The 23,458-nt window shown below is 59.6% G+C and carries 19 protein-coding genes; 3 read left to right on the top strand and 16 right to left on the bottom strand.

Going from position 1 to position 23,458, the window contains the following annotated elements:
• Positions 1-80 precede the first annotated feature (80 nt).
• From AC1DWM_RS00855 to AC1DWM_RS00835, 5 genes are all read right to left on the bottom strand, one after another.
• Complete coding sequence (locus AC1DWM_RS00855) at positions 81-1,262, bottom strand: lactonase family protein (RefSeq protein ID WP_223520784.1); 1,182 nt, start codon at positions 1,260-1,262, stop codon at positions 81-83.
• Positions 1,243-1,539, bottom strand: coding sequence for a DUF5629 family protein (locus AC1DWM_RS00850; RefSeq protein ID WP_223520786.1), 297 nt, complete (start codon positions 1,537-1,539; stop codon positions 1,243-1,245). The genes AC1DWM_RS00855 and AC1DWM_RS00850 overlap by 20 nt, the downstream gene beginning before the upstream one ends.
• A 204-nt stretch (positions 1,540-1,743) precedes the next feature.
• The gene (locus AC1DWM_RS00845; protein ID WP_223520789.1) at positions 1,744-3,324 is read right to left on the bottom strand and encodes an aldehyde dehydrogenase (NADP(+)); all 1,581 of its coding nucleotides are present in this window, start codon (positions 3,322-3,324) and stop codon (positions 1,744-1,746) included.
• Between the two features lie 10 nt (positions 3,325-3,334).
• Positions 3,335-4,327, bottom strand: a complete 993-nt coding sequence (araD1, locus tag AC1DWM_RS00840) for an AraD1 family protein (RefSeq protein ID WP_223520791.1) — start codon at positions 4,325-4,327, stop codon at positions 3,335-3,337.
• Between the two features lie 150 nt (positions 4,328-4,477).
• Entirely contained in the window at positions 4,478-5,800 is a 1,323-nt protein-coding gene (locus AC1DWM_RS00835) for an MFS transporter (RefSeq protein ID WP_477794434.1), read from the bottom strand.
• A 193-nt stretch (positions 5,801-5,993) separates the two neighbouring features.
• Between AC1DWM_RS00835 and AC1DWM_RS00830 the strand changes: the two genes are divergently transcribed.
• Positions 5,994-7,730, top strand: a complete 1,737-nt coding sequence (locus tag AC1DWM_RS00830; RefSeq protein WP_007944608.1) for an IlvD/Edd family dehydratase — start codon at positions 5,994-5,996, stop codon at positions 7,728-7,730.
• A 201-nt stretch (positions 7,731-7,931) separates the two neighbouring features.
• On the top strand, positions 7,932-8,651 hold the full coding sequence (locus AC1DWM_RS00825) for a FadR/GntR family transcriptional regulator (protein WP_477794433.1): 720 nt from the start codon (positions 7,932-7,934) through the stop codon (positions 8,649-8,651).
• Positions 8,652-8,844: 193 nt separating this feature from the next.
• Here the strand turns inward: AC1DWM_RS00825 and AC1DWM_RS00820 are convergent, their stop codons facing one another.
• From AC1DWM_RS00820 to AC1DWM_RS00780, 9 genes are all read right to left on the bottom strand, one after another.
• Positions 8,845-11,220, bottom strand: a complete 2,376-nt coding sequence (locus AC1DWM_RS00820; protein ID WP_033049038.1) for an efflux RND transporter permease subunit — start codon at positions 11,218-11,220, stop codon at positions 8,845-8,847.
• A gap of 25 nt (positions 11,221-11,245) precedes the next feature.
• Complete coding sequence (locus AC1DWM_RS00815) at positions 11,246-12,298, bottom strand: WD40/YVTN/BNR-like repeat-containing protein (RefSeq protein WP_477794432.1); 1,053 nt, start codon at positions 12,296-12,298, stop codon at positions 11,246-11,248.
• A 572-nt stretch (positions 12,299-12,870) separates the two neighbouring features.
• Positions 12,871-13,062: a hypothetical protein gene (locus AC1DWM_RS00810; protein WP_477794431.1), complete on the bottom strand. Its 192-nt coding sequence runs from the start codon at positions 13,060-13,062 to the stop codon at positions 12,871-12,873.
• A gap of 484 nt (positions 13,063-13,546) precedes the next feature.
• Positions 13,547-16,219 (bottom strand): aminopeptidase N, encoded by a 2,673-nt coding sequence (gene pepN / locus AC1DWM_RS00805; protein ID WP_477794430.1) that lies wholly within the window; start codon positions 16,217-16,219, stop codon positions 13,547-13,549.
• Positions 16,220-16,229: 10 nt separating this feature from the next.
• Positions 16,230-17,060, bottom strand: a complete 831-nt coding sequence (locus AC1DWM_RS00800; RefSeq protein ID WP_477794465.1) for a DUF2797 domain-containing protein — start codon at positions 17,058-17,060, stop codon at positions 16,230-16,232.
• The gene (locus AC1DWM_RS00795; protein WP_223520806.1) at positions 17,057-17,317 is read right to left on the bottom strand and encodes a YeaC family protein; all 261 of its coding nucleotides are present in this window, start codon (positions 17,315-17,317) and stop codon (positions 17,057-17,059) included. The genes AC1DWM_RS00800 and AC1DWM_RS00795 overlap by 4 nt, the downstream gene beginning before the upstream one ends.
• Before the next feature lie 34 nt (positions 17,318-17,351).
• Positions 17,352-18,221 carry a rhomboid family intramembrane serine protease gene (locus AC1DWM_RS00790; protein WP_223520808.1) on the bottom strand — a complete coding sequence of 290 codons (870 nt, stop codon included), beginning with the start codon at positions 18,219-18,221 and terminating at the stop codon, positions 17,352-17,354.
• Complete coding sequence (locus AC1DWM_RS00785) at positions 18,218-19,189, bottom strand: metallophosphoesterase (protein WP_223520810.1); 972 nt, start codon at positions 19,187-19,189, stop codon at positions 18,218-18,220. The genes AC1DWM_RS00790 and AC1DWM_RS00785 overlap by 4 nt, the downstream gene beginning before the upstream one ends.
• Positions 19,189-20,079, bottom strand: a complete 891-nt coding sequence (locus AC1DWM_RS00780; protein WP_027923400.1) for an NAD(+) kinase — start codon at positions 20,077-20,079, stop codon at positions 19,189-19,191. The genes AC1DWM_RS00785 and AC1DWM_RS00780 overlap by 1 nt, the downstream gene beginning before the upstream one ends.
• 108 nt (positions 20,080-20,187) lie before the next feature.
• Between AC1DWM_RS00780 and AC1DWM_RS00775 the strand changes: the two genes are divergently transcribed.
• A complete protein-coding gene (locus AC1DWM_RS00775) occupies positions 20,188-21,138 on the top strand; it encodes a DUF1853 family protein (protein ID WP_477794429.1) in 951 nt (316 codons plus the stop codon).
• Between the two features lie 114 nt (positions 21,139-21,252).
• On the opposite strand, the gene AC1DWM_RS00770 is transcribed toward AC1DWM_RS00775, so the two are convergent.
• Positions 21,253-22,536 (bottom strand): arsenic transporter, encoded by a 1,284-nt coding sequence (locus AC1DWM_RS00770; protein ID WP_223520814.1) that lies wholly within the window; start codon positions 22,534-22,536, stop codon positions 21,253-21,255.
• A 188-nt stretch (positions 22,537-22,724) separates the two neighbouring features.
• Positions 22,725-23,285: an NADPH-dependent FMN reductase gene (locus AC1DWM_RS00765; protein ID WP_223520816.1), complete on the bottom strand. Its 561-nt coding sequence runs from the start codon at positions 23,283-23,285 to the stop codon at positions 22,725-22,727.
• Between the last annotated feature and the right edge of the window lie 173 nt (positions 23,286-23,458).

The raw sequence follows: 23,458 nt of genomic DNA, 5'->3' as shown, positions 1-23,458 counted from the left end.
GCCTGAAATCCTTTGTAGCATTAGCAGATATCAGCGTCATTAATACAAGGATGCAGGCCCCATCAACCGGGGCCTGCGGCCTATTGACGCAGCAGAAACTTGAGGTCGCTCGGCGCGTCCATTGGCAGTTTCTGCACGGTTTTACCCAGCAGACCGGTCTTGGCGTCACGTTCGACGACGACAACCTGGTTGCTCTTCTGGTTGGCAATCAGCACGAACTTGCCACTGGGATCGAGGCTGAACTCGCGCGGATGGTCCCCTTCCACGGAACGTCGTTGCAGCTCCTTGAGGTGGCCGGTCGCGGGATCAATGGCAAACACCAACAATTGATTGGCGGTGCCACGGTTGCTGACGTAGAGGAACTTGCCATCCGCCGAAGCATGCAGTGCTGCCGCCGCTTTATCGGACGCAGGCTGGCCCGCCGCCAGGTCGACCAGTTGCGTTTGCTCAAGCTTGCCATTCTGGTAATCGAACACTGCCACCTGCGCACTCATTTCCATGGTCAGCCAAACATGCTTGCCGTCGGCACTGAACAGTAAATGACGCGGCCCGCTGCCCGGCGGCAACTGCACGGACGCCGGTGTGGCGGGCGTCAACGGCAGATCCGGATTGGCCTTGGGGTCGAAGAGGTAGACAAAGACCTTGTCTGCCCCCAAATCATTGGAGAACACGTAGCGGCCGTCTGGTGAGGAGACCGTCGAGTGCACGTGTGCCGACATCTGCCGCTCAGGGTTGACCCGACTCGCTGGATGACTGCTCATCTGCTCGACGTTTTCAAGTTTGCCTTCAGCGCCCACCGGCAACACCGCGAGGGTGCCGCCCGGATCTTCAGCCACCGAATAGTTGCTGACAAACAGATGACGGCCATCGCCGCTGAGGCTCGAATGCGTTGGCTCGTTGCCCAGGCTCTGGACCTGATTGATCAGGCTCAACTCATGGGTCTTGGAATCAATCGCATAACTGCTGACACGCCCGACCGGATCTTTCTGACCCGGGCCGTTTTCATTGACCACGAACAGGTAACGCTGGTCCTTGGACACAGTCAGCCAGGACGGGTTTTCGCTTTGCACCACTTGCAGTGGCCTGGCGTTGATCTGCCCGGTCGAACTGTCGAAGTTCAGACGATAAATCCCCTGACTCTGACCCGCCGTGTAGGAACCCACCAGCAACTGATAATCGTCGGCCAAGGCAGCCTGAACGCCCATCGCGCCGACACTACCGGCGATCAACAGCGGCCAGAGATTACGCCCCCTCAAGCTCATCGTCCTCGTCGTCATGACCACCGATAGCGGTCAGGCACACCAAGCGGTGCTCGCCGGAATCGCCGGTGATCAACCAGCTTTGCAGGGTTGGGTCGAAGGAGGATGCCTGAATCTGCGCCGGGGTGAACTCCCAGTGCTTGGCCGCTCGCCCATCCATGCACTCGATGTGCAGGTTGTCGTCTTCATCGAGGGCGAATTCGAACGCGTGCAACCCGTCGATTTCCACCATGTCGCAGTGTTCGAGGGTGTTAAGCAAGGTAACGGCTTCGGTAGTCATGGCGATCAATCTTTGAATGGGAAAGATGCAATGATAACTCAATGTGTGGGCGGCCCAGTGCTGACCTCACCCCCACACACAACACCGAGCCCATGTGGGAGCGAGCCTGCTCGCGAAGAGGCCATCACATCCAACATCAATGGTGGCTGATACTCCGCTTTCGCGAGCAGGCTCGCTCCCACAGGGGGGATTTGTGTTTAACCGTTAGAGGGCTTCGCGCGAGGGCTGTCCATCCACCAAGCGCTGGATGCGCAGCGGATTGCCATTCTTCAACGCGTCCGGCAGCAGATTATCCGGGTAGTTCTGGAAGCACACCGGGCGCAGGAAGCGGTCAATCGCCAAGGTGCCCACCGACGTACCGCGCGCGTCGGACGTCGCCGGGTATGGCCCACCGTGGACCATCGAATCGCAGACTTCCACGCCGGTCGGATAACCATTGAGCAGAATCCGCCCGACCTTTTGCTCCAGCAAAGCCGTCAATTCGCCAAACTGTTCAAAGTCCGCCGGATCGCCAATGATCGTCGCCGTCAGCTGCCCATGAAGCCCGTTCAGCGCCGCAGTGAGTTGCGCCTGATCAGCCACTTCCACCACCACCGTTGTCGGGCCGAACACCTCTTCCTGCAAGACTTCATCTCTGTTGAGCAACAGGCTGACGTCAGCCTTGAACAACTGTGGCTGAGCCTGTTTACCCTGTTGCGCGTTGCCTGCCAGGTGCGTGATGCCGGAATGCGCGAGGAGTTTTTCCAGGCCTTTGCCATAGCTGCTCAAGGTCCCGGCATTGAGCATGGTTTGCGCCGGCTGATCATTGATCAGCCCGGCGACCTGCTGCACGAACGCACTAAACTGCGCTGAACGAATCCCGATCACCAGCCCGGGATTGGTACAGAACTGACCACAGCCTTGAACCACCGACGCGGTCAGGTCACGGGCGATTGACTCAACCCTGCTCTGCAACGCCTGCGGCAATACAATCACGGGGTTGATGCTCGACATTTCGGCGAACACCGGGATCGGCTGTGCACGTGCCGCGGCCATGTCGCACAAGGCACGCCCGCCCTTCAGCGAGCCGGTAAAGCCCACGGCCTGAATCGCCGGGTGCTTGACCAGCGCTTCGCCGACCCCGCCACCGTAGATCATGTTGAACACACCCGCCGGCATGCCGGTTTTTCCCCCGGCACGGAGGATCGCGTCAGCCACCCATTCGGCCGTTGCCATGTGACCTCCGTGAGCCTTGAACACCACCGGGCAACCGGCCGCCAGGGCCGAAGCGGTATCGCCCCCAGCCGTCGAGAACGCCAAGGGAAAGTTGCTGGCACCAAACACCGCCACCGGGCCGAGGCCGATGCGGTATTGGCGCAAGTCCGGACGCGACAGCGGCGTGCGGTCCGGTAGCGCCCGATCAATGCGGGCACCATAGAAGTCACCGCGACGCAGCACTTTGGCGAACAAGCGCATCTGGCCGCTGGTGCGACCGCGCTCGCCTTGAATGCGGCCAGCCGGCAGCGCGGTTTCGCGGCAGACCACGGCGACGAACTCGTCACCCAACGCGTCGAGCTCATCGGCTATCGCATCGAGAAATTGGGCACGGCGTTCCGCGCTCAAGCTGCGATAGGCCGGGTAGGCCGTAGCGGCGGCCTTGGCGGCGGCGTCCACTTCTTCCGGGGTTGCCTGGAAGAAATCATGCGGTAACCCTTCGCCGGTGCTGGCGTCGACGCTCTGAAGTTTGAGCGAACCGGCGGCGCTGCGCTGGCCGCCGATGTAGTTGTGTCCAAGAATCCGGGTCATGCCTATCTCCTTAAAGGGTGCCGACGGTGCCAGGCAGGAACGCCGCTTCAGCCGGCGCAATGCCGTTGATCAACGGCGCGCCGAACTCGGTCTGGCTGATCTCGAAAACGTCTCCCGGTTGGGTGCGGATGCCATCGGCGAAGGACAAGGTCGCGGTGCCGAAGAAATGAATGTGCACGTCCCCGGGACGCAGGAACTGGCTGTATTTGAAATGGTGGTACTCAAGGTTTTCCAGGCTGTGGCACATGTTGGCCTCGCCGCTGAGAAACTCGTTCTGCCACAGCACTTCTCCGTCCCGCAGGATGCGGCTGGTGCCGGCCAGGTGTTGCGGCAATTCGCCGACCCGAAGTTCCGGGCCGTAGCTGCAACTGCGCAGTTTGGAGTGCGCCAGGTACAAGTAGTTTTTACGCTCCATGACGTGATCGGAGAACTCGTTGCCGACCGCATAACCGAGGCGATAAGGCTTGCCATCGTGGCCAATGACGTAGAGGCCGCTGAGCTCCGGCTCTTCGCCGGCATCTTCGGCGAAGGGCGGCAGCGGGAACGGCTTGCCCGGCCGAACGACGATGCTGCCGTCACCCTTGTAGAACCATTCCGGTTGTACGCCGGCCTGCCCTGCTGCCGGTTTGCCGCCCTCCACTCCCCATTTGAAGATGCGCATGGTGTCGGTCATTGCCGCTTCGTCACCGGCGTGTTGATGCATCTTGTCCCGTGCCGAGGCGCTGCCCAAGTGGGTCAGGCCGGTGCCGCTGACCAGCATGTGCGCCGGATCCGGGTGATCCAGCGGCGGCAGGATGCGTAACGTGGCCAACAGTTCGGCATAGTCGTGGCTGATGCCCAGGCCCAGGACTTTCACCTGCTGCTCCAGATTCGTGCCCGCCTCGATCGCCGCCAATGCCAGGTCACGAACGGTATGCGCGTCCTGCACTTCCTGCACCAGACCGTCCTCAACAACGCCAACGCGGCGCTCGCCGTTACTCAATTCGAATTGAACCAAACGCATGATTTTCTCCTGTTGATTCGAAACACCACCGATCCCTGTAGGAGTGAGCCTGCTCGCGATAGCGGTGTGTCAGTCGCCATCAATGTTGAATGTGATGGCCTCATCGCGAGCAGGCTCACTCCCACAGTTGATCGGTGTTAACCCTGAGATTCAGGTGCGGGTGGCGCCACGCGCGCTGGCCGCAAACTGATCCGCCGGCAGCACGTGTTTGCGCTCCAGCAACCGATAAACCACGCCCGTCAGCAGCAGCCCGAACACCATCACACCGGACAAGAAATACAGCCCAGAAGCCAGGTTGCCGGTGTATTCCTTCAGCGCACCAATCACGAACGGACCGATGTAACCGCCGAGGTTGCCCACCGAGTTGATCAAGGCGATGCCGGCTGCCGCACTGGCCCCGGCAAAGAACTGACCCGGCAACGTCCAGAACACCGCGGTGCAGGAAAACAGAGCAAACGCCACCAGGCACAGGGCCGCCAGTTGCAGCACCGGCACCGTCAGCCAGGCGCTGAGGAACAGGCCAATCGCACCCAGCACATACAGCACGGCGAGGTGACCGTAGCGGTCATTCAAACGGTCGGAACTGCGCGGAATGATCAGCAAACCGACGATCCCGAAAATGTACGGCACCGCGGAAACGAAACCGGTCACCAGATCGCTGCCGCCAAACTGCTTGATCAGCGTCGGCAACCACAGACCCAAGCCATAAATGCTCAACGTCACAGGCAGGTAAAACAGCGCCAGCAGCAACACACGCTTGTCTTTGAGCGCGTGCAACGGATTGCCGTGACGGGTCTGACCGTATTCCGCAAGGTCCTTTTTCAGTTCGCCAGAGAGCCAGTCTTTTTCGGCCTGGTCCATCCACTTCACTTGTTGCGGGCCATCAGGCAGGTAACGCAACACAGGCCAGGTCAGCAGGATCGCTGGCGTACCGATGACGATGAACAGCCACTGCCAGCCGTGCAATCCGAGGGTGCCGTCCATGCCGAGCAAGCCGCCGGACACCGGGCCGGTAATCATCATCGCGATGGGTTGGGAAAGGATGAACAGACCAAGGATCTTGCCGCGATGGCGAATCGGGAACCACTGGGTGATGTAGTACAGAACGCCCGGGAAGAAACCGGCTTCCGCCGCACCGAGCAAAAAGCGCATCACGTAGAAGCTTTGCGGCCCCTGAACGAAGGCCATGCCGATGGTGATGGCGCCCCAGGTGACCATGATCCGCGCAAACCAGCGTCGTGCGCCAAAACGGTCGAGCATCAGATTGCTGGGGATTTCAAACAGGAAGTAACCAATGAAGAACAACCCGGCACCCAGGCCGTAAGCGGCGTCTCCGAGGCCGATGTCAGCGCCCATGTGCAGTTTCGCGAAGCCTACGGCGGAGCGATCCACATAGGCGATCAGGTACAGCAGGATCAGGAAGGGAATCAGTTTCAGTGTGATGCGACGAATAAGCCGCAGTTCCTGGCTCATGAGATCGGTCTCCGATTGTTGTTGTTATAGAACCTCGGGAGACGCCTCTCGCAGAAAATCGCCAGGGCCATCCCTCCGTTGAAAACGACTATATAGTAATACTAATTACCCAACAACACTTCCAAACAGAGGAATTTACGCCTATGTTAGGCCTCTGATTTAACTGAATAGTCATACAATAAGAGAATCGATCATGTCTGATAAGAAACCCACCCTGCGCTCCGCCCAATGGTTTGGCACCGCCGACAAGAACGGCTTCATGTACCGCAGCTGGATGAAGAATCAGGGCATCGCCGACCACCAGTTCCAGGGCAAGCCAATCATCGGCATCTGCAACACCTGGTCGGAACTGACCCCGTGCAACGCGCATTTCCGCCAGATCGCGGAGCACGTCAAACGCGGGGTGATCGAGGCCGGTGGGTTCCCTGTGGAATTCCCGGTGTTCTCCAACGGCGAATCCAACCTGCGCCCGACCGCCATGTTCACCCGCAACCTGACGAGCATGGACGTCGAAGAAGCGATTCGCGGCAACCCGATTGATGGCGTGGTGCTGCTGACCGGTTGCGACAAAACTACCCCGGCACTGCTGATGGGCGCGGCCAGTTGCGACGTCCCGGCGATCGTCGTCACCGGCGGACCGATGCTCAACGGTAAACACAAAGGCCAGGACATCGGTTCCGGCACCGTGGTTTGGCAGCTCAGCGAGCAAGTGAAAGCCGGCACCATCACCATTGACGATTTCCTCGCGGCCGAGGGCGGCATGTCCCGCTCGGCCGGCACCTGCAACACCATGGGCACCGCTTCGACCATGGCCTGCATGGCTGAAGCGCTCGGCACTTCCCTGCCCCACAACGCGGCGATTCCAGCGGTTGATGCGCGGCGTTACGTGTTGGCGCACATGTCCGGCATGCGCGCGGTGGAGATGGTTCGCGAAGATCTGAAACTGTCGAAAATTCTCACCAAGGAAGCTTTCGAAAACGCCATCCGCGTCAACGCCGCGATTGGCGGTTCGACCAACGCCGTGATCCACTTGAAAGCCATCGCCGGCCGTATCGGCGTGGACCTGGAGCTGGATGACTGGACCCGCATCGGTCGCGGCATGCCGACCATCGTCGACCTGCAACCGTCCGGGCGTTTCCTGATGGAGGAGTTCTACTACGCCGGTGGTTTGCCAGCGGTATTGCGTCGTCTCGGTGAAGCCAACCTGATCCCGAACCCGAATGCCTTGACCGTTAACGGCAAGACCCTCGGCGAGAACACCAAAGACGCGCCGATTTACGGTCAGGACGAGGTGATCCGCACCCTCGACAACCCGATCCGCGCCGATGGCGGCATCTGCGTGTTGCGCGGCAACCTGGCGCCACTTGGCGCGGTGCTCAAACCGTCCGCCGCCACGGCTGAATTGATGCAGCATCGCGGCCGGGCCGTGGTGTTCGAGAACTTCGACATGTACAAGGCACGGATCAACGATCCGGAGCTGGACGTGGACGCCAACTCGATTCTGGTGATGAAGAACTGCGGTCCCAAGGGTTATCCGGGCATGGCCGAAGTCGGCAACATGGGTTTGCCGGCCAAGCTGCTCGCCCAAGGCGTGACCGACATGGTGCGTATCTCTGACGCACGCATGAGCGGCACCGCTTATGGCACCGTGGTTCTGCACGTCGCGCCGGAAGCGGCAGCGGGCGGACCGTTGGCCGCCGTGAAAGAAGGGGACTGGATTGAACTGGACTGCGCCAATGGTCGTCTGCATCTGGATATTCCCGATGCTGAGCTGGCGGCACGCATGGCGGATCTGCAGCCACCACAGCAAATGATCCTGGGCGGCTATCGTCAGCTGTACATCGACCATGTGCTGCAGGCGGATCAGGGCTGCGATTTCGACTTCCTGGTCGGCTGCCGCGGTGCTGAAGTCCCGCGCCACTCTCACTGATCACTACCAATCCCCTGTGGGAGCGAGCCTGCTCGCGATAGCGTCCGAACCTTCAACATTGATGTTGACTGACACAACGCCATCGCGAGCAGGCTCGCTCCCACATTGGATCTCCCACATTGACTCCGCATCTGATTCAGGACCGTGCCCGCGCCTGTTATCATGCGCGACATACCCTCGCACAGGACCGCGCCGCTCCCCATGGATTACCGCAAACCGTCCGACCGTAAAAGCATGCACTCGCGCATAGTCCAGGAACTGGGCATGCAGATTGTTTCCGGGCGTTTCAAGCCATGTGACAAGCTGCCCGCCGAGGCCCTGCTGTGTGAGGAGTACGCAGTCAGCCGCCCGGTGCTGCGCGAAGCCACCCGAGTATTGGTCGCCAAGGGCCTGGTGTATTGCCGTCCGCGCGTCGGCACGGTGGTCAAGCAGCGCAAAGAGTGGCACATGCTTGACCCGGACGTTTTGCACTGGTTGATGCAAAGCAGCCCGCAGAATGAGTTTTTCGACCTGTTGACCAGTGTGCGCAGCATCATCGAGCCCGCCGTCGCCGCATTGGCCGCACAGTTCGCCACGGAGGCGGACATCGCGTCCATTGGCGAAGCCTACCAGCGCATGGAGGCCGCGCCGACGCCGGAAGCCTTACTGCAACCTGATCTGGATTTCCACAGCAGGATCGCCGATGCAACCCACAACGACTTGCTGGCCAACCTGTGCAACATGCTGTCGGTGGCGATAGCCGAAGCATTGAAGCATTCCAACCAGCGGCCGAACCTGCATGAACTGGCGCTGCCTCGGCACAAGGCAATCCTCACGGCCATCGAGAACCGCGATCCGCTCGGTGCGCGGCACGCGACGCTGGTGCAACTGGATGATGCGCGTAGTGCGTTGAATGTGGTGCTCGGTACCGATCCCAACTGACCCAACACAATTCAACTGTTGGAACAATTCCCTGTAGGAGTGAGCCTGCTCGCGATGACGGAGTGTCAGTCAACATAGATATTGAATATTCTGCCGCCATCACGAGCAAGCTCTGCTCCTACAGGGGGAGTGTTGAATTCGGGATATAAAAAAGCCGCAACCTGGGTTGCGGCTTTTTTGTTTCAGCGACAGATCAGTGAGCGAACAGCGAGTTGCCCTTCTGTCCTGCCAGTTTCTCCGGCTTGATCAGGAACCGCGCCAGCGCAGGCAGCAGCCACAGCGCGCCGAACATGTTCCAGAGCAGCATGAAGGTCAGCATCAGGCCCATGTCGGCCTGGAACTTGATGGCCGAGAAGATCCAGGTGCACACACCGATGGCCAGGCACAAACCGGTGAACAGCACCGCTTTACCGGTGGATTTCAGCGTCTGGTAATAGGCTTCCTGCAACGGCAGACCAGCACGCAGGAAACTTTCCAGACGGCTGTAGATGTAGATGCCGTAGTCCACGCCAATCCCCACACCCAGCGCCACCACCGGCAGCGTCGCGACTTTCACGCCGATGCCCATGAACGCCATCAAGGCGTTGCCCAGTACCGAGGTCAGCACCAGCGGCAATACGATGCACAAGGTCGCCGCCCACGAACGGAAGGTGATCATGCACATGGTCGCGACACAGATGTAGACGAGGATCAGGATGGTCAGCTCGGATTCCTTGATCACCTCGTTGGTGGCCGCTTCGATCCCGGCGTTACCAGCCGCGAGGATGAATTCCAGGCCGTCCTTGTTGTTCTCCTTGGCGAATTCCTGCACCGCATGTACCGCGCGATCGAGCGTCGCCGCCTTGTGATCGTTGAGGAACACCAGCACCGGCGCCAGGGAGCAACTGTTGTTGTACAGGCCATCAGCACGGGAGATGGAGTTGTTCAGCACATCCGGGTTACGCGACAGGGTTTCCCATTTCAGGTTGCCCTCGTTCATGCCCTTGATCATCTGCTTGGACACGGTCACCAGGGAAATCGCCGACTGCACGCCCTCGGTGTTCTGCATCTTCCACATCAGCTCGTCGATCGGCGCCATGGCTTCATAGCGTGAGCAGCCTTCAGCCTTGGTCTTGACCATCACCACCAACACATCGGAACTGGTGGAGTAGTTGCTGATGATGAAGTTGTTGTCCTTGTTGTAGCGCGAGTCCGGACGCAACTCTGGAGCACCTTGATCGAGGTCGCCGATTTTCAGGTTCTGGCTGTACCAGAGACCGCCACCGAAGGCCAGCAAGGCCAGGACGATCGACACCGGTGCGACTTTCGCGCTGGCAAAGTTCGACAGCAGGCGCCAGAACGGGTGTTCGCGGGTTGCATCCTTTTTGCTGCGTTCCACTGCGCGTTTGCTGATACCGACGTAGGAAATCGCCACCGGCAGCAGGATCAGGTTGGTGAACACGATTACCGCCACGCCGATGGACGCGCCGATGGCCAGTTCATGGATCACGCCAATGTCGATGATCAGCAGCGTGATGAAACCCACCGCATCCGCAAGGATCGCAATCATCCCCGGCAGGAACAGCTGACGGAACGTGCGTCGCGCAGCGGTCAGCGCGTTGTCGGCCTCACTGGACTGCAAGGCGATACCGTTGATCTTCTGTACGCCGTGGGAAATACCGATGGCGAAGATCAGGAACGGCACGAGCATCGAGTACGGATCCAGCCCGAAACCAAAGAAGTGCATCAACCCAAGCTGCCAGATCACCGCCACCAACGTGGTACTGAGTACCGCCACGGTGCTGCGCATGCAGTTGGTGAACCAGTACAACAGAATCAGCGTAATAACGAAGGCGACACCGAAGAACATCACCACCATGACCAGACCATCGATCAGGTCGCCGACTTTCTTGGCGAAACCGACGATATGGATCTGCACGTTAGGGTTCTGTTTTTCAAACTTGTCGCGGATTTTTTCTTCCAGCTCGTGGGAGAACTTGCGGTAGTCCAGCGCCAGCAACTTGCCCTGGTCCTGCGGGTCCGGGTAGGACTCCAGCAGCGGGATATCGACAATGCTCGACTTGAAATCGTTGGCCACCAGACGTCCGACTTGCCCGGACTTGAGGACGTTGTTGCGCAGCAGATCGAGGCTTTGCTGGGAGCCGTTGTAGCTCTGCGGGATCACTTCACCACCGGCGAAGCCCTCCTCCGTCACCTCGGTCCAGCGCACGCTCGGGCTCCACAGCGACTTGAGGCCGGAACGGTCGACGCCGGAAATGTAGAACACCTCGTCGTTGATCTGACGCAGGGTCTCCATGTATTCCTTGGAAAAGATATCGCCGTCAGTGGCTTCCACCGAGATCCGCACCGTGTTGCCCAGGTTCGCCAGATCGTTGCGGTGCTCCATCATCTTTTGAATGAACGGATGATCGAGCGGGATCATTTTTTCGAAACTGGTGGACGGCCGGATCAGCGTCGCCTGCCAGAACAGGAAAATACTGACCAGCAGGCAGATGAAGATCACCGCCGGGCGGTTGTTGAAAATCAGGCGCTCAAGAAACGTCGCCTTGTCTTGGTGATGGCTTGTCATCGATGTCATAGCTCCGCCCTTCTTATTATTTGCCCAGCTCTGAGCCGGTTGGCGAAGTAGCGCGAACGCCGCCCTGTCCTGCCAGAATCAGATTGCCGTTGCCCGCCGCCGTCACTGCCGATACGGAAATGCGATCCGGACGGTTGAACACGCTGAAGGTTTCGCCATTGTCGTTGCTGCGTATCACTGAGCCGCCGTTGCCGACGATCACGATGGAACCATCGTCGAGCAGCGTTGCGCCGGACAGCCCGAACTCCAGTGCGCCGCGAGCGGCTTTCAGCTCGACCTGTTCCCAGGTGCTGCCGAAATCCGTGGAGCGGTAGAGATTGCCGCGCAGGCCGTAAGCCAGCAGCGTATTGGCTTGCGCCGTGCCGATGACACCGAAGAGCGAGCCTTCGTACGGGCCTTCGAGTTTCTCCCAGGTCTGCCCCCAATCGGCCGAGCGGAACATGCTGCCCTGCTCGCCGACGATGAACAGCCCGGCATCCTTGACCGATGCGATGCCATTGAGGTGGAACTGGTCCTCGTTGTCCAGGCGGTCGCTGGCGTCTTCCCAATGCTTGCCGCCGTCGGTGGTTTCCAGCAGCGCGCCATAAGCACCCACGGCATAGCCGTTGTTGGCGTCCTTGAACCAGACGTCGAGCAGCGGCGCTTCGCGTTTCAAATCGTCGAATTGTTTGGTCCAGGTGACGCCACCGTCCTCACTCGCGAGGATCTGTGCGTCATGGCCGACGGCCCAGCCGTGTTTTTCATCGACAAAAAACACCGACGTCAACAGTGCCCGGGATGGCACCTTGGCTTGAACCCAGGTCGTACCCTGGTCATCGGAATACAGAATGTGCCCGCGATCGCCGACCGCCACCAGGCGTTTGCCGGCGTGAACGACATCAAGCATCAGGCTTTTGGCAGCCTTGGCAGACTCAATGGAATAAACAGCATCGGATGCTGGCGCGGCAGCGGCCAGCACAGGTGCCGACAACACGGCACAGCCCAACAGCGAGAGCGCTGTAGCCAGCAACGCGATTTTGCGTAATGCCGGCGGGCGGCAGATACCCACACCCATGACAGGCTCACTCATAGACCTTCCCCCATTATTATTGTTAGGTCGTTCAACCTTTCAGGGCGCCGTAAGGTGGCTCGTTGTGATTGGCTGTTTGGAGCTTGGTCCTGAAACGCGCAATCTAGAGCCCCTTCGGAAGCTGGCTTATCCTATCGGGGTTTGGAAAGGTCTGACAATCGACGCCACGTTATGTTTTGTTAACCTGAGAGATATGCGGTTTGGCTGAATGATTGGGTATTAGGTGGGGTGATTGGGGCTTCTCTGGTTGGTGGTTAGAGTACATATCCGTTTCTGCGGTAACGGCGGCTTATGGTTTCGCTCTTACAGCGACTCACTTTTCCAAACGCCGAAAAGTAAGCAAAAGGCTTCGCCCCGGCGTACGGCACTTCGCTAAGGCTCAGTGTTCCCTCGCTACGGTGTCCATCAGGGGGCATCGCCTACGGTCTGCTTCGCTACGACCTCCTCTCGATGTGTGCGGCTTCGCCGCACGGCGCTACGCGCCTACCCCCTGATGAACACCTACGCTCGGCCTGCCGAAGGGGCGAAAGATCAAAAACAGATCAAGATCAAGATCAAGATCAAGATCAAGATCAAAAGCCAAAGCCAAAGCCAAAGCCAAAGGCAAAGGCAAAGGCAAAGGCAAAGGCAAAGGTAAAAGCTTCGCGAGCAGGCTCGCTCCCACAGGGAATGGATGCATCTGCAAGAAGCTGGTCGGTTGGCAGGCCGCCTTCGCTGGCAAGCCAGTTCCTACAGTAGATCGGTGTACCGCCCTTGCTTTTCACCACTCATCAGGCCGAGCGTTAGCTCGCCTGCAGCTCTTGACCTTGATTCACCCGCCCCTTCGGGAGGCTGAGTGGAGGTGTTCATCCGGGGAGTGGCGCGTAGCGCCGTTCGACGCAGTCGAACACGCTGCATGTAGGTCGTAGCGAAGCAGACCGGAGGGCAGTGTCCCCGGATGGATACCGGAGCGAAGGTACGCCGAGCCCAGGCGAGGGGCCGGACGCTCGGGGCGAGACCTTTTGGTTCCTTTTGGCTGGGCCGGCACTCCGGGCGTTTGCCAAAAGGGACTCGCTGTAAGAGCGAAACCATTAGCGGCCGTTACCGCAGGAATGGATATGTACACCAAGGAAGAGAATGGTCGGCTGTCAGGCCGCCTTCGCTGCGATGCGGCGATCCGACAAGCCAGCTCCTACAGGTGGAAGGCCGCAATCGCAAACAAGCCAGTCCCACAGGGTTCGAGCGAACCCTGTGGGAGAAACGTCAGACTCAGGCCAGGCTTTTGCTGACCACTTCAAACACATCGCTGGACAGCTGACCCGAAGCACGTATCCGCTCCAGCTCGCCTTTCATCAACGCCTGACGCGCGTCGTCGTATTTGCGCCAGCGCGTCAGCGGCGCCAGCTGCCGGGAAGCGATCTGCGGATTGAACCCGTTCAACTCAATCACCAGATCCGCGAGGAAGCGATACCCCGAGCCATCAGCGGCATGGAAGTTGATCAGGTTCTGCCCGGCAAACGCACCGACCAGCGCGCGAACCTTGTTCGGATTCTTCATGTTGAACGCCGAATGCTGCATCAACTGACGCACCCGCTCCAGACCACCCGGCAACGTGCTGCCCGCTTGAACACTGAACCACTGATCCATGACCAGCGGATTGTCCTTGAAGTGCTCGGCAAAACTCGCCAGCGCCTTGGCTTTCTCTGCTTCAAACGGCGAATTGACCAACACCGCCAGCGCGGTCAGGCGCTCGGTCATGTTGTCGCTGGTTTCGAATTGCTCAAGCGTCGCCGCCAACACTTGCGGTTTCCCGCTGAGCATCAGGTACGACAGCGCAATGTTCTGCAACGCGCGACGAGCGAAGTGCTCGGCCTCGGCCACGTAAGGGGTTTTCTTCGACAGTTCGCGATTGGCCTGATAACGCAGCCACAACGCTTCGAACAATTCGTCTGCCAGTTGCTTGCGAGCAAACTCGCGCGCGATGTGAATCGCATCGACGTCAGCCACTTCGCTGATTTCGGTCAGATAGGCCTCGCCCGGTAGCGAAAGCATTTCCGCGACCATGGCCTGATCCAGCGTCTCGTCCGACAGCACGGTGCGCAGGGCAGAAATCAGGCGCTGATCCAGCACCAGGGTTTCACCTGCCTGATGCTGGGCAATCAGCTCTTGCAACACTTGCACCGACAGTTGCTGACCGGCATCCCAACGGTTGAAACCGTCGCTGTCATGCTGCATCAGGAACATCAGTTGATCGCGGCTGTACGGGAAGCTCAGTTTGACTGGCGCCGAGAAACCACGCAGCAGTGAAGGCAGCGGTTGTTCAGCGATGTCGACGAAGGTGAAGGTTTGCTCAGCTTCGGTCACCGAAATTACCCGCGACGTGCCCTGAGCGCTGGCTTCGCCGGACAGACGCAAGGCAATCGCCGCGCCTTTGGAGTCCAGCAGGCCCAACTCAACAGGAATCACAAACGGCAGTTTTTCAACCTTGTCCGGGGTTGCCGGGCAGCTTTGACGGAACGTCAGGCTGTAGGTTTTCGCCGCAGCATCGTAAAACTCGCTCACCGCCAACCGCGGCGTACCCGCCTGGCTGTACCAGCGCTTGAACTGGGTCAGGTCGACACCGTTGGCATCTTCCATCGCTTTGATGAAGTCGTCGCAGGTTACAGCCTGGCCGTCGTGGCGGTCGAAATACAGGTCACTGCCTTTGCGGAAGCCTTCGGCCCCGAGCAAGGTGTGGATCATGCCGACCACTTCCGAGCCCTTTTCGTACACCGTCAGGGTGTAGAAGTTGGAAATCTCGATAAAACTGTCCGGCCGCACGGCGTGGGCCATGGGACCTGCGTCTTCGGCGAACTGGTGCGTGCGCAGGTAGGCCACGTCCTGGATGCGCTTGACCGTGGCCGAGTTCATGTCCGAGGAGAACCCGGCATCGCGGAACACCGTGAAGCCTTCCTTGAGCGACAGCTGGAACCAGTCGCGGCAGGTCACGCGGTTGCCCGACCAGTTGTGGAAGTATTCGTGGGCGACGATGGCTTCGACACGCTGGTGCGCGGCGTCGGTGGCGGTTTCGGCGCGGGCCAGCACGGCGCTGGAGTTGAAGATGTTGAGGCCCTTGTTCTCCATGGCGCCCATGTTGAAGTCATTGACCGCGACGATCATGAAGATGTCCAGGTCGTACTCGCGGCCGTAGACCTCTTCATCCCAGCGCATCGACTTCTTCAGGCTGTTCATGGCGTGCTGGCACTTGTCGATGTTTTCCGGCTCGACGTAAATGCGCAATGCCACGGAACGCTCGGTCATGGTGGTGAAGGTGTCTTCGACGCACCACAAATCACCGGCCACCAGCGCGAACAGGTACGCCGGTTTCATGAACGGGTCTTCCCAGGTCGCCCAGTGCCGGCCATCTTCGCCGGGGCCGCTGGCAATCGGGTTGCCGTTGGACAGCAGCACCGGATAGCTATGCTGCTCTGCGACGACCGTGGTGGTGAACTTGCTCATCACGTCCGGGCGGTCGAGGTAATAGGTGATCTTGCGGAAGCCTTCGGCCTCGCACTGGGTGCAGAACATGCCGCTGGATTTGTACAAGCCTTCCAGCGCGGTGTTGGTTTCCGGGTGGATCTTGACGCTGGTGTCGACCGTGAACGTGGTGCTGGCCGGGTGCAGGGTCAGGTGCTGCTCTGTTAATTGATAGCCCGTCAATTGATCGTCGCTTTCGCTCAGCTCGCGGTCGGCCAGGGTGACCGACAGCAGCTCCAGTTGCTGACCGTCCAGCACCAGCGGCGGCAAACCCGGGCCGCGCTCGGGATTGCGGCGCATCACCAGTTGCGCATGGACCAGGCTGTGGTCCTCGAACAACTCGAAGGTCAGGTGCGTCTCGTCGATCAGGTACTCGGGCGCCTGATAGTCTTTCAGGTAAATCATCTTCGGTTGTTCGGTGCGCATGCTGGAGTCCTTACTGATGCACGGCGAGCTGATAAGCCGTGTATTTACGAATATTGATCACGCCGGTGTCGAAGATCAGGTATTGGCCCTTGACCCCCAGCAGCGTGCCTTCGGCAATCGGATTCTTGTCCAGGTTGAAGCTGACGATTTTGGCCGGGTATTGCTCGACCGGATAGCAGATCTCAAGGGTTTCTACGTCGGTAATCGTCTGAATTGCTTGTAGTCCAAATCGTTCCTGCAAGGTTTGCAGGCCCTCGGCGCAGCGGTCGAACAACTGGTCGCGAACCTCGGCCAGATTGACCGATGCCGCTTCGCCCTTGAGCAAGGCACGCCAGTTGGTCTTGTCCGCCACCTGGCTGCGAAACAGGTCCTCGACGAAACCTGACTGCTGACGGGTCGACACCCGCACGATCGGCAACGCCTGACGGGCGCCTTGATCGATCCAGCGGGTCGGCAGCTGGGTGGCGCGGGTAATCCCGACTTTCACCCCCGACGAGTTGGACAGATAGACGATGTGATCGGTCATGCAAAACGTCTGGCCCCACTCCGGCTCACGGCAAGTGCCGGCGTCAAAGTGGCAACGCTCCGGGCTCATGATGCAGATGTCGCACTGCGCCAGTTTGGTCATGCACGGGTAGCAATAGCCCTGGCTGAAACTGGTTTTGGTCTTGCGTCCACAATGGGTGCAATGAATCGCCCCCAGGTATTCCAGGCGCACGGTGGTGCCGATCATTGGATTGACCGGCACCTCAAGGTCGCCCAGACGAAACGCGTACTGCACGTCAGACCCGTCAAGGCGGGCCGACATTTTGCTGATTGCACCACGGCCAATCTCGATCAATGGATGGCTTCCGACTTGAACAGGATGTTCGGCACGCTGATCGACTTCGAACTGCATTCCTGCGGCCCCATGTAACCGGTGCGCTCTTCTTCGGGCAGGTTCTGGATTTCCCAGGCGATCATCGCTTGCAGCGACAGTTCGCGTTGCTCGGCGGTGAGCTTGTTACCGTCCGCCCATTTACCGATTTCCACCGCCAGTTTCAGGCTCTGGTAGATATCGGGGGTGATGTTTTTGATCATTTCGTTAAAAGAGGACATCAAGGTCTCCGCGCTCTTTAATACATAAACTGTTTTAGGCGGCCAGTTTACGGCGGTTGTACAAACCACCCAACAAACCGGTGAAGCATCCGATGAGTAACCCGCTGACATGGGCTGCGTTGGCGATTTCACCGAAGCCGATCATCGAGATCAGCCCGGACAGGCACAGCACCAGCCAAACCAGCATCATCACCAGCACGCCGCGCGGCAGGCGATAAGCCGGGTTCGGCGCCAACAGCTGGAAGATCCAGCAATGCCCGAGCAGGCCGTACAGCACACCGGACAACCCGCCGAACAAGGTCGGGCCGCTGAAATAATACTGGGCGCAGTTGGAAACGAGGCTGAACAGCAACGTCAGGCCAATCAGGTTGATGCTGCCCTGGCGCGATTCGATGCGCCGGCCCAGCTCCCAATACCACATGCCGTTCATGGCCAGATGCAGGATGCCGAAGTGGATCAGCATCGGCGTCATCAGTCGCCACCACTGCCCCGCCGCCAGGCTGTCAGCCAATGGCACGAAATGGATGTACTCGCCAACCACGCGAAAATCGAGGAAGGTCAGCCAGCGCATCGTGTCGAGATTCTCGCCCAGCAGCGTCACCGCGCCGACGAGGATGCTCAGCAGCAAAACCAGCGCTGTCGCCTTGGCGTAGCGCAGCTGCTCGACGAAACCGGGGCGCTGGATGGTTAACACCGCCGGAATGTCCAGCTGCTGATCGGGGTCACCGGCGGGAAAGCGTTCGTACAGCGAAAGCACGTCCTGACTGATGTTGGCCGGCACCCAGAGCACCTGTTCTCCCGACTCTTCGCTGACGCGATGCGGCACCTGCATGCGTTGGAGCAGTTTGACGAACCCGCTCAAATCCACCGCCAGTGGCAGACGCAAAACAGCAACAGCACTCATTGCAGCACCTCCGGCCGTTCGACATCGACCCAGACAAATTTATTTGGATCAAGCCGGGTTTCCTGATCCAGCCGATAGGCGACCAGTTTGCCGTAGAGCACGGCGCTGTAATCCAGGCAGGCCAGGTTCGGGCGTATCGGCACCGGTTTGCCGCTGCGCCAGTAGTGGCCGACGAACAACAGCGGTTCATCGACGCCGTAACGCAGCAAGGTGTTTTTTTCCGTGGACGTCAGGGGCGTCTGCGCCACGGGTTCGGGCAACGCGTCAGGCTGGAACACGATGTCTCCGTAGGTTTGCGGGTCGTCTTCCCAGAATTTGGTACGGAAGAACGAGCGCACCAGGCCGTCACCGCTGGTCATGGTCAGCCCATGGGGCAAGCGCATGTCGGTGCCGCGCAGCAGCCGGTCGAACACGGTGCAGGCGAAACTGCCCGGCACGGCCGACGCCTGGAGGAAATGCTCATCGACGCAGCCGTTGGGGAACAGCCTGCGCAATGGTTCGATCAGGCCCGCATCCCAGCAGGCATGCACCACCCGGAAGCGGCCGGCGTCAACGAACAGTGGCAACTCGTAGAACCACTGAAGGAAGTCATGCCAGTCGCCGGGATGGTCTTGGAACTGGGTCAGGGTTTCACCGAGCAATCGGGCATGGCGCGGCGTGTGTTCCCGGACGAACTGCTTGCCGCTGCCCGGTGGCGCTGGCGTGCTCCAACCCAGTGCGTTGAATTCATGATTGCCCATGATGCACAGCGCCTGGCCGGCCTCGACCATGTCATGGACGATGTGCAGCGCCTCGCGAATGCGAGGGCCGCGATCAATGATGTCGCCCACAAACACGGCCATCCGCGACGGATGCCGCCAGACGCCACGTTGTTTTTGATAACCGAGCCGGTCGAGCAAGTGCTCAAGGGTCAGAGCGCAACCGTGCACGTCACCGATCAGGTCGTAGCTACGCGCGGGATCGAGCATCAGTCGCCTCCACCACCCAATCGACTGCCCCATCCGAGTTTGGTCCGGCAGACTTCATAGTAGTTGTGGTCAAGCGGATGAATCAGCCGCAGCTTCTGCGCTTTCTTGCTGATGGTGATGGTGTCGCCGGGGGCGCAGGTGAAGTGGTTCTGCCCGTCACAGGAGACTTGCGGGTAAATCTGCATATCTTTGGACACGACGATTTTCAGCTCACTGTTGCCATCGACCACAATCGGCCTGCCCGACAAGGTATGGGGGTACATCGGCACAATCACAATAGCGTCGAGCTTGGGATGCATGATCGGTCCGCCCGCCGACAGCGCGTAGGCGGTCGAACCGGTGGGCGTCGCAACGATCAGGCCGTCGGCCTTCTGGCTGCAAACGAACTGGCCGTCGATGTACAGTTCGAATTCGATCATTCGCGTCGATTTGCCGGGATGCAGCACCACGTCATTGAGGGCATCGCCCTGACCGATAGCCTCGGCGTGACGGCGGACTTCGGCTTGCAGCAGAAAGCGGTTTTCCACCAGGTAGTGGCCGTCGAGCACTTCGGCGACCTTGACTTCCAGCTCGTCAGGACGAATATCGGTCAGGAAACCGAGGCTGCCACGGTTGATGCCGAGCACCGGAATATTGTGCTTGGCCAGCGCCCGGGCGGCGCCGAGCAGGCTGCCGTCACCGCCGACCACAATCACCATGTCACACACTTCGCCGAGCATCTTGCGTGACGAGGTTTGCAGGCCGTGACCGGGAAGGACTTCGGCGATGGTGTCTTCGAGGATCACGTGCAAGTGACGATCGAGCAGAAACCGTTTCAGTCGGCGGACGGTATCCAGCACCTGAGAACTGCCCAGGCGACCGATGATGCCGATATTACGAAATTGCTCCATGGGGTTCCTGCGAGGACGGCGAAAAAGACGATTATGGGCGAAAGCGCGGGATAGACAAAATCCTTTCAGCCACAAGGGTGTACTCATGTTTAGGGCTATGCTCGCAAGATGATCCTATTTCCCGATTTGCTCTCGTTGCCCCATCAGTTGCGCCACCCCGAAGTGCGCGACCTGGCTTGGGTCATCCTCGCGCCGCCGATGCTCATCGATACACCGTGGCCGCAACGCCATCCCCTGACCGGCAGCGAATGGGTGCAAGAGCCTGAGCGCCTGGAGCGCTGGCTGCGGCAACTGGACCGTGACAGCTACGACTTGCTGCACTGGCTGTCCCAGGCCCGAACCCGGCGTCTGGGCCTGTATTACGAGCGCCTGTGGCAGTACGCGGTGCGTCACGCGCCGGGGATCGAGCTGATTGCCGCCAACCTGCCGATCCGCCGTGAAGGCCACACACTGGGCGAACTGGACATGCTGCTGCGTGACCGCGACGGCGTGCACCACCTGGAACTGGCGATCAAGCTCTATCTCGGGCCGCAAAATGGCGACGGGCATGACACCGCTCAGTGGCTCGGCCCCGGTTGTCATGATCGGCTGGACCGCAAACTGGCACACCTGGCTCTGCATCAACTGCCCATTTCTGCCCGCGGCGAAAGTCGCGAAGTGCTGGCGGCCCTGGATATTCAGCAGTTCAGTGCACACTTGTGGCTCGGCGGTTACCTGCTGTATCCGTGGCCGGGACGCGCCGCGCCACCCGGCGGTGCGCATCCGCAGCATTTGCGCGGTAGCTGGCTGCATCAGAAAGACTGGGCGGACTTTGTCGTGCAGCGCCCCTTCGGTCGCTGGCAACCCCTGCCCCGCCATGCCTGGCTGGCACCGGCGCATTATCCTGCGGAGCACACCTGGAGCCCGGAACAGTTGAATGCCTGGCTGAACGACCTCGAACCCCAGGCCCCGGCGCAGTTGATGGTTCGCCTGATCGAAAATACCGATGGGGAATGGGAGGAAGCGGAACGGTTGTTTCTGGTGGCGGATCTTTGGCCGAATGTGCCGGGTAGTGGTTGAGATTTGTGGTGGCTGGGCCGGCCCTATCGCGAGCAGGCTCACTCCTACATTTGATCTCCTTATGGCGCAGATCCAGTGTAGGAGTGAGCCTGCTCGCGATKRAGSCGACTCGGTCTAGAGAGATAACCGCACAGCCAAAGCCGCCAACGTCACCAACAATACCGGCACCGTCAACACCACCCCGACCTTGAAGTAATACCCCCACCCAATCCGGATGCTCTTGCGTTCCAGCACATGCAGCCACAACAACGTCGCCAGACTGCCAATCGGCGTGATTTTCGGCCCAAGATCGCTACCGATGACGTTGGCATAAATCATCGCCTCCTTCACCACACCATTGGCCTGACTGGCATCGATCGACAGCAAACCGATCAGCACCGTCGGCAAATTGTTCATCATCGAAGACAGAATCGCCGTCAGCACCCCCGTGCCCATGGCCGCGCCCCACACGCCGTAATGTGCAAACCCGTCCAGCCAACCCGCCAGATACCCAGTCAACCCGGCATTGCGCAGGCCATACACCACCAGGTACATACCCAGCGAAAAAATCACGATCTGCCACGGCGCTTCTTTCATCACCTTGCGCGTTGAAATCTTGTGGCCCCGGGCGGCGATCCCCAACAGCAACGCGGCGCACACCGCAGAAATGGCGCTGATCGGAATACCCAGCGGCTCCAGGGCAAAACAACCCACGAGCAGGATCACCAACACTACCCAACCAGCAAAAAACGTCGCCTTGTCATGTATCGCAGTCGCCGGCAGCTCCAATTGCTCGGGGTCGTAAGCCTTGGGAATGTCGCGACGGAAGAACCACATCAACACCGCCAGTGTTGCCGCGACGCTCACCAGGTTGACCGGGACCATGACCGCCGCATAGCGGTTGAACGTGATATGAAAGAAGTCGGCGGAAACAATGTTCACCAGGTTCGACACCACCAGCGGCAGGCTTGCAGTGTCGGCGATGAAACCGGCGCCCATCACGAACGCCAGCGTGGCTGCCGGGGAGAATCGCAGTGCCAGCAGCATTGAAATAACGATGGGAGTCAGAATCAGCGCCGCTCCGTCATTGGCGAACAATGCCGAGACCAACGCCCCCAGCAGCACCATATAAGCAAACAGCTTACGCCCGCTGCCCCGCCCCCAACGCGCCACATGCAAGGCGGCCCAGGCAAAGAAGCCCGCCTCGTCCAGCAACAGACTGATGATGATCAGCGCCACGAACGTGCCGGTGGCGTTCCAGATGATCTGCCATACGATCGGGATGTCGCTCAACTGCACCACACCGAAAATCAGCGCCAGCACAGCGCCGAACACCGCACTCCAACCGACGCCCAGGCCTTTGGGTTGCCAGATCACCAGCGTGATGGTCAGCAGGAAAATGAGTGAAGCGATGAGCATGCAAAACAACCTTGAGCGAAAAACAAACCGCGATTCAGCCGCAATGCACGAGCGGAGTAAAGCGCAAACGTGTTGCACACCCCATTATCCCTGTGGGAGCGAGCCTGCTCGCGAAAGCGGTATGTCAGTTGGCATTGATTTGACTGATACACCGCTTTCGCGAGCAAGCTCGCTCCCACAGGGGGGGGTCAGGCCTTTTTGTGTTGTTCGACCCATTGGCCGTAGGCGTTGATGAATTTCTGCAAGAACGGTTTGACCGACTCTGAGGGTTTTCCTGACTCGTCGAACGCTGAACCGGCACCACTGAGGTAGGCTTCCGGCTGCTGCATGCACGGCACATCCAGAAATACCATGGACTGACGCAAGTGATGGTTGGCGCCAAACCCGCCGACAGCACCCGGCGAAGCACTGATGATTGCGCCCGGTTTGCCGCTCCATGCGCTCTGGCCATACGGCCGCGATCCCACGTCGATGGCATTCTTCATAGGCGCCGGCACCGAACGGTTGTATTCCGGGGTGACGAACAGCACTGCGTCGGATGAACGTACTTGTTGTCGGAAAGTGCTGTAGGCTGCCGGCGGTGAAGCGCCATCGATGTCTTCGTTGTAGAGTGGCAAGTCACCAATTTCGACGATTTGAAGTTTGAGATTCGCGGGAGCAAGGTCGGCCAGCGCCAGTGCCACCTTGCGATTGATCGATGCCTTTCTCAAGCTGCCGACTATTACGGCGATCGTATAGACGTTGCTCATGGAAGATGTCTCGACTGTCCGATGGAAGAGCTTGTAGTTATAGATGACGAATCACCCAGCGGGCTGTTGAATTTCACTGCCCCTGACTATTTTTTTCTTGCAGGAAAACTTACTTCGCCCAAGCACGGTCTACAGAACCGAAATTTGAGTGATTTATCTCCAGAGGTTCTAAA

This window comes from Pseudomonas sp. P4_C8 (assembly GCF_056401975.1).
Note: the sequence above shows the minus strand (reverse complement) of the source record. Positions and strands in the feature narration are given on the sequence as shown.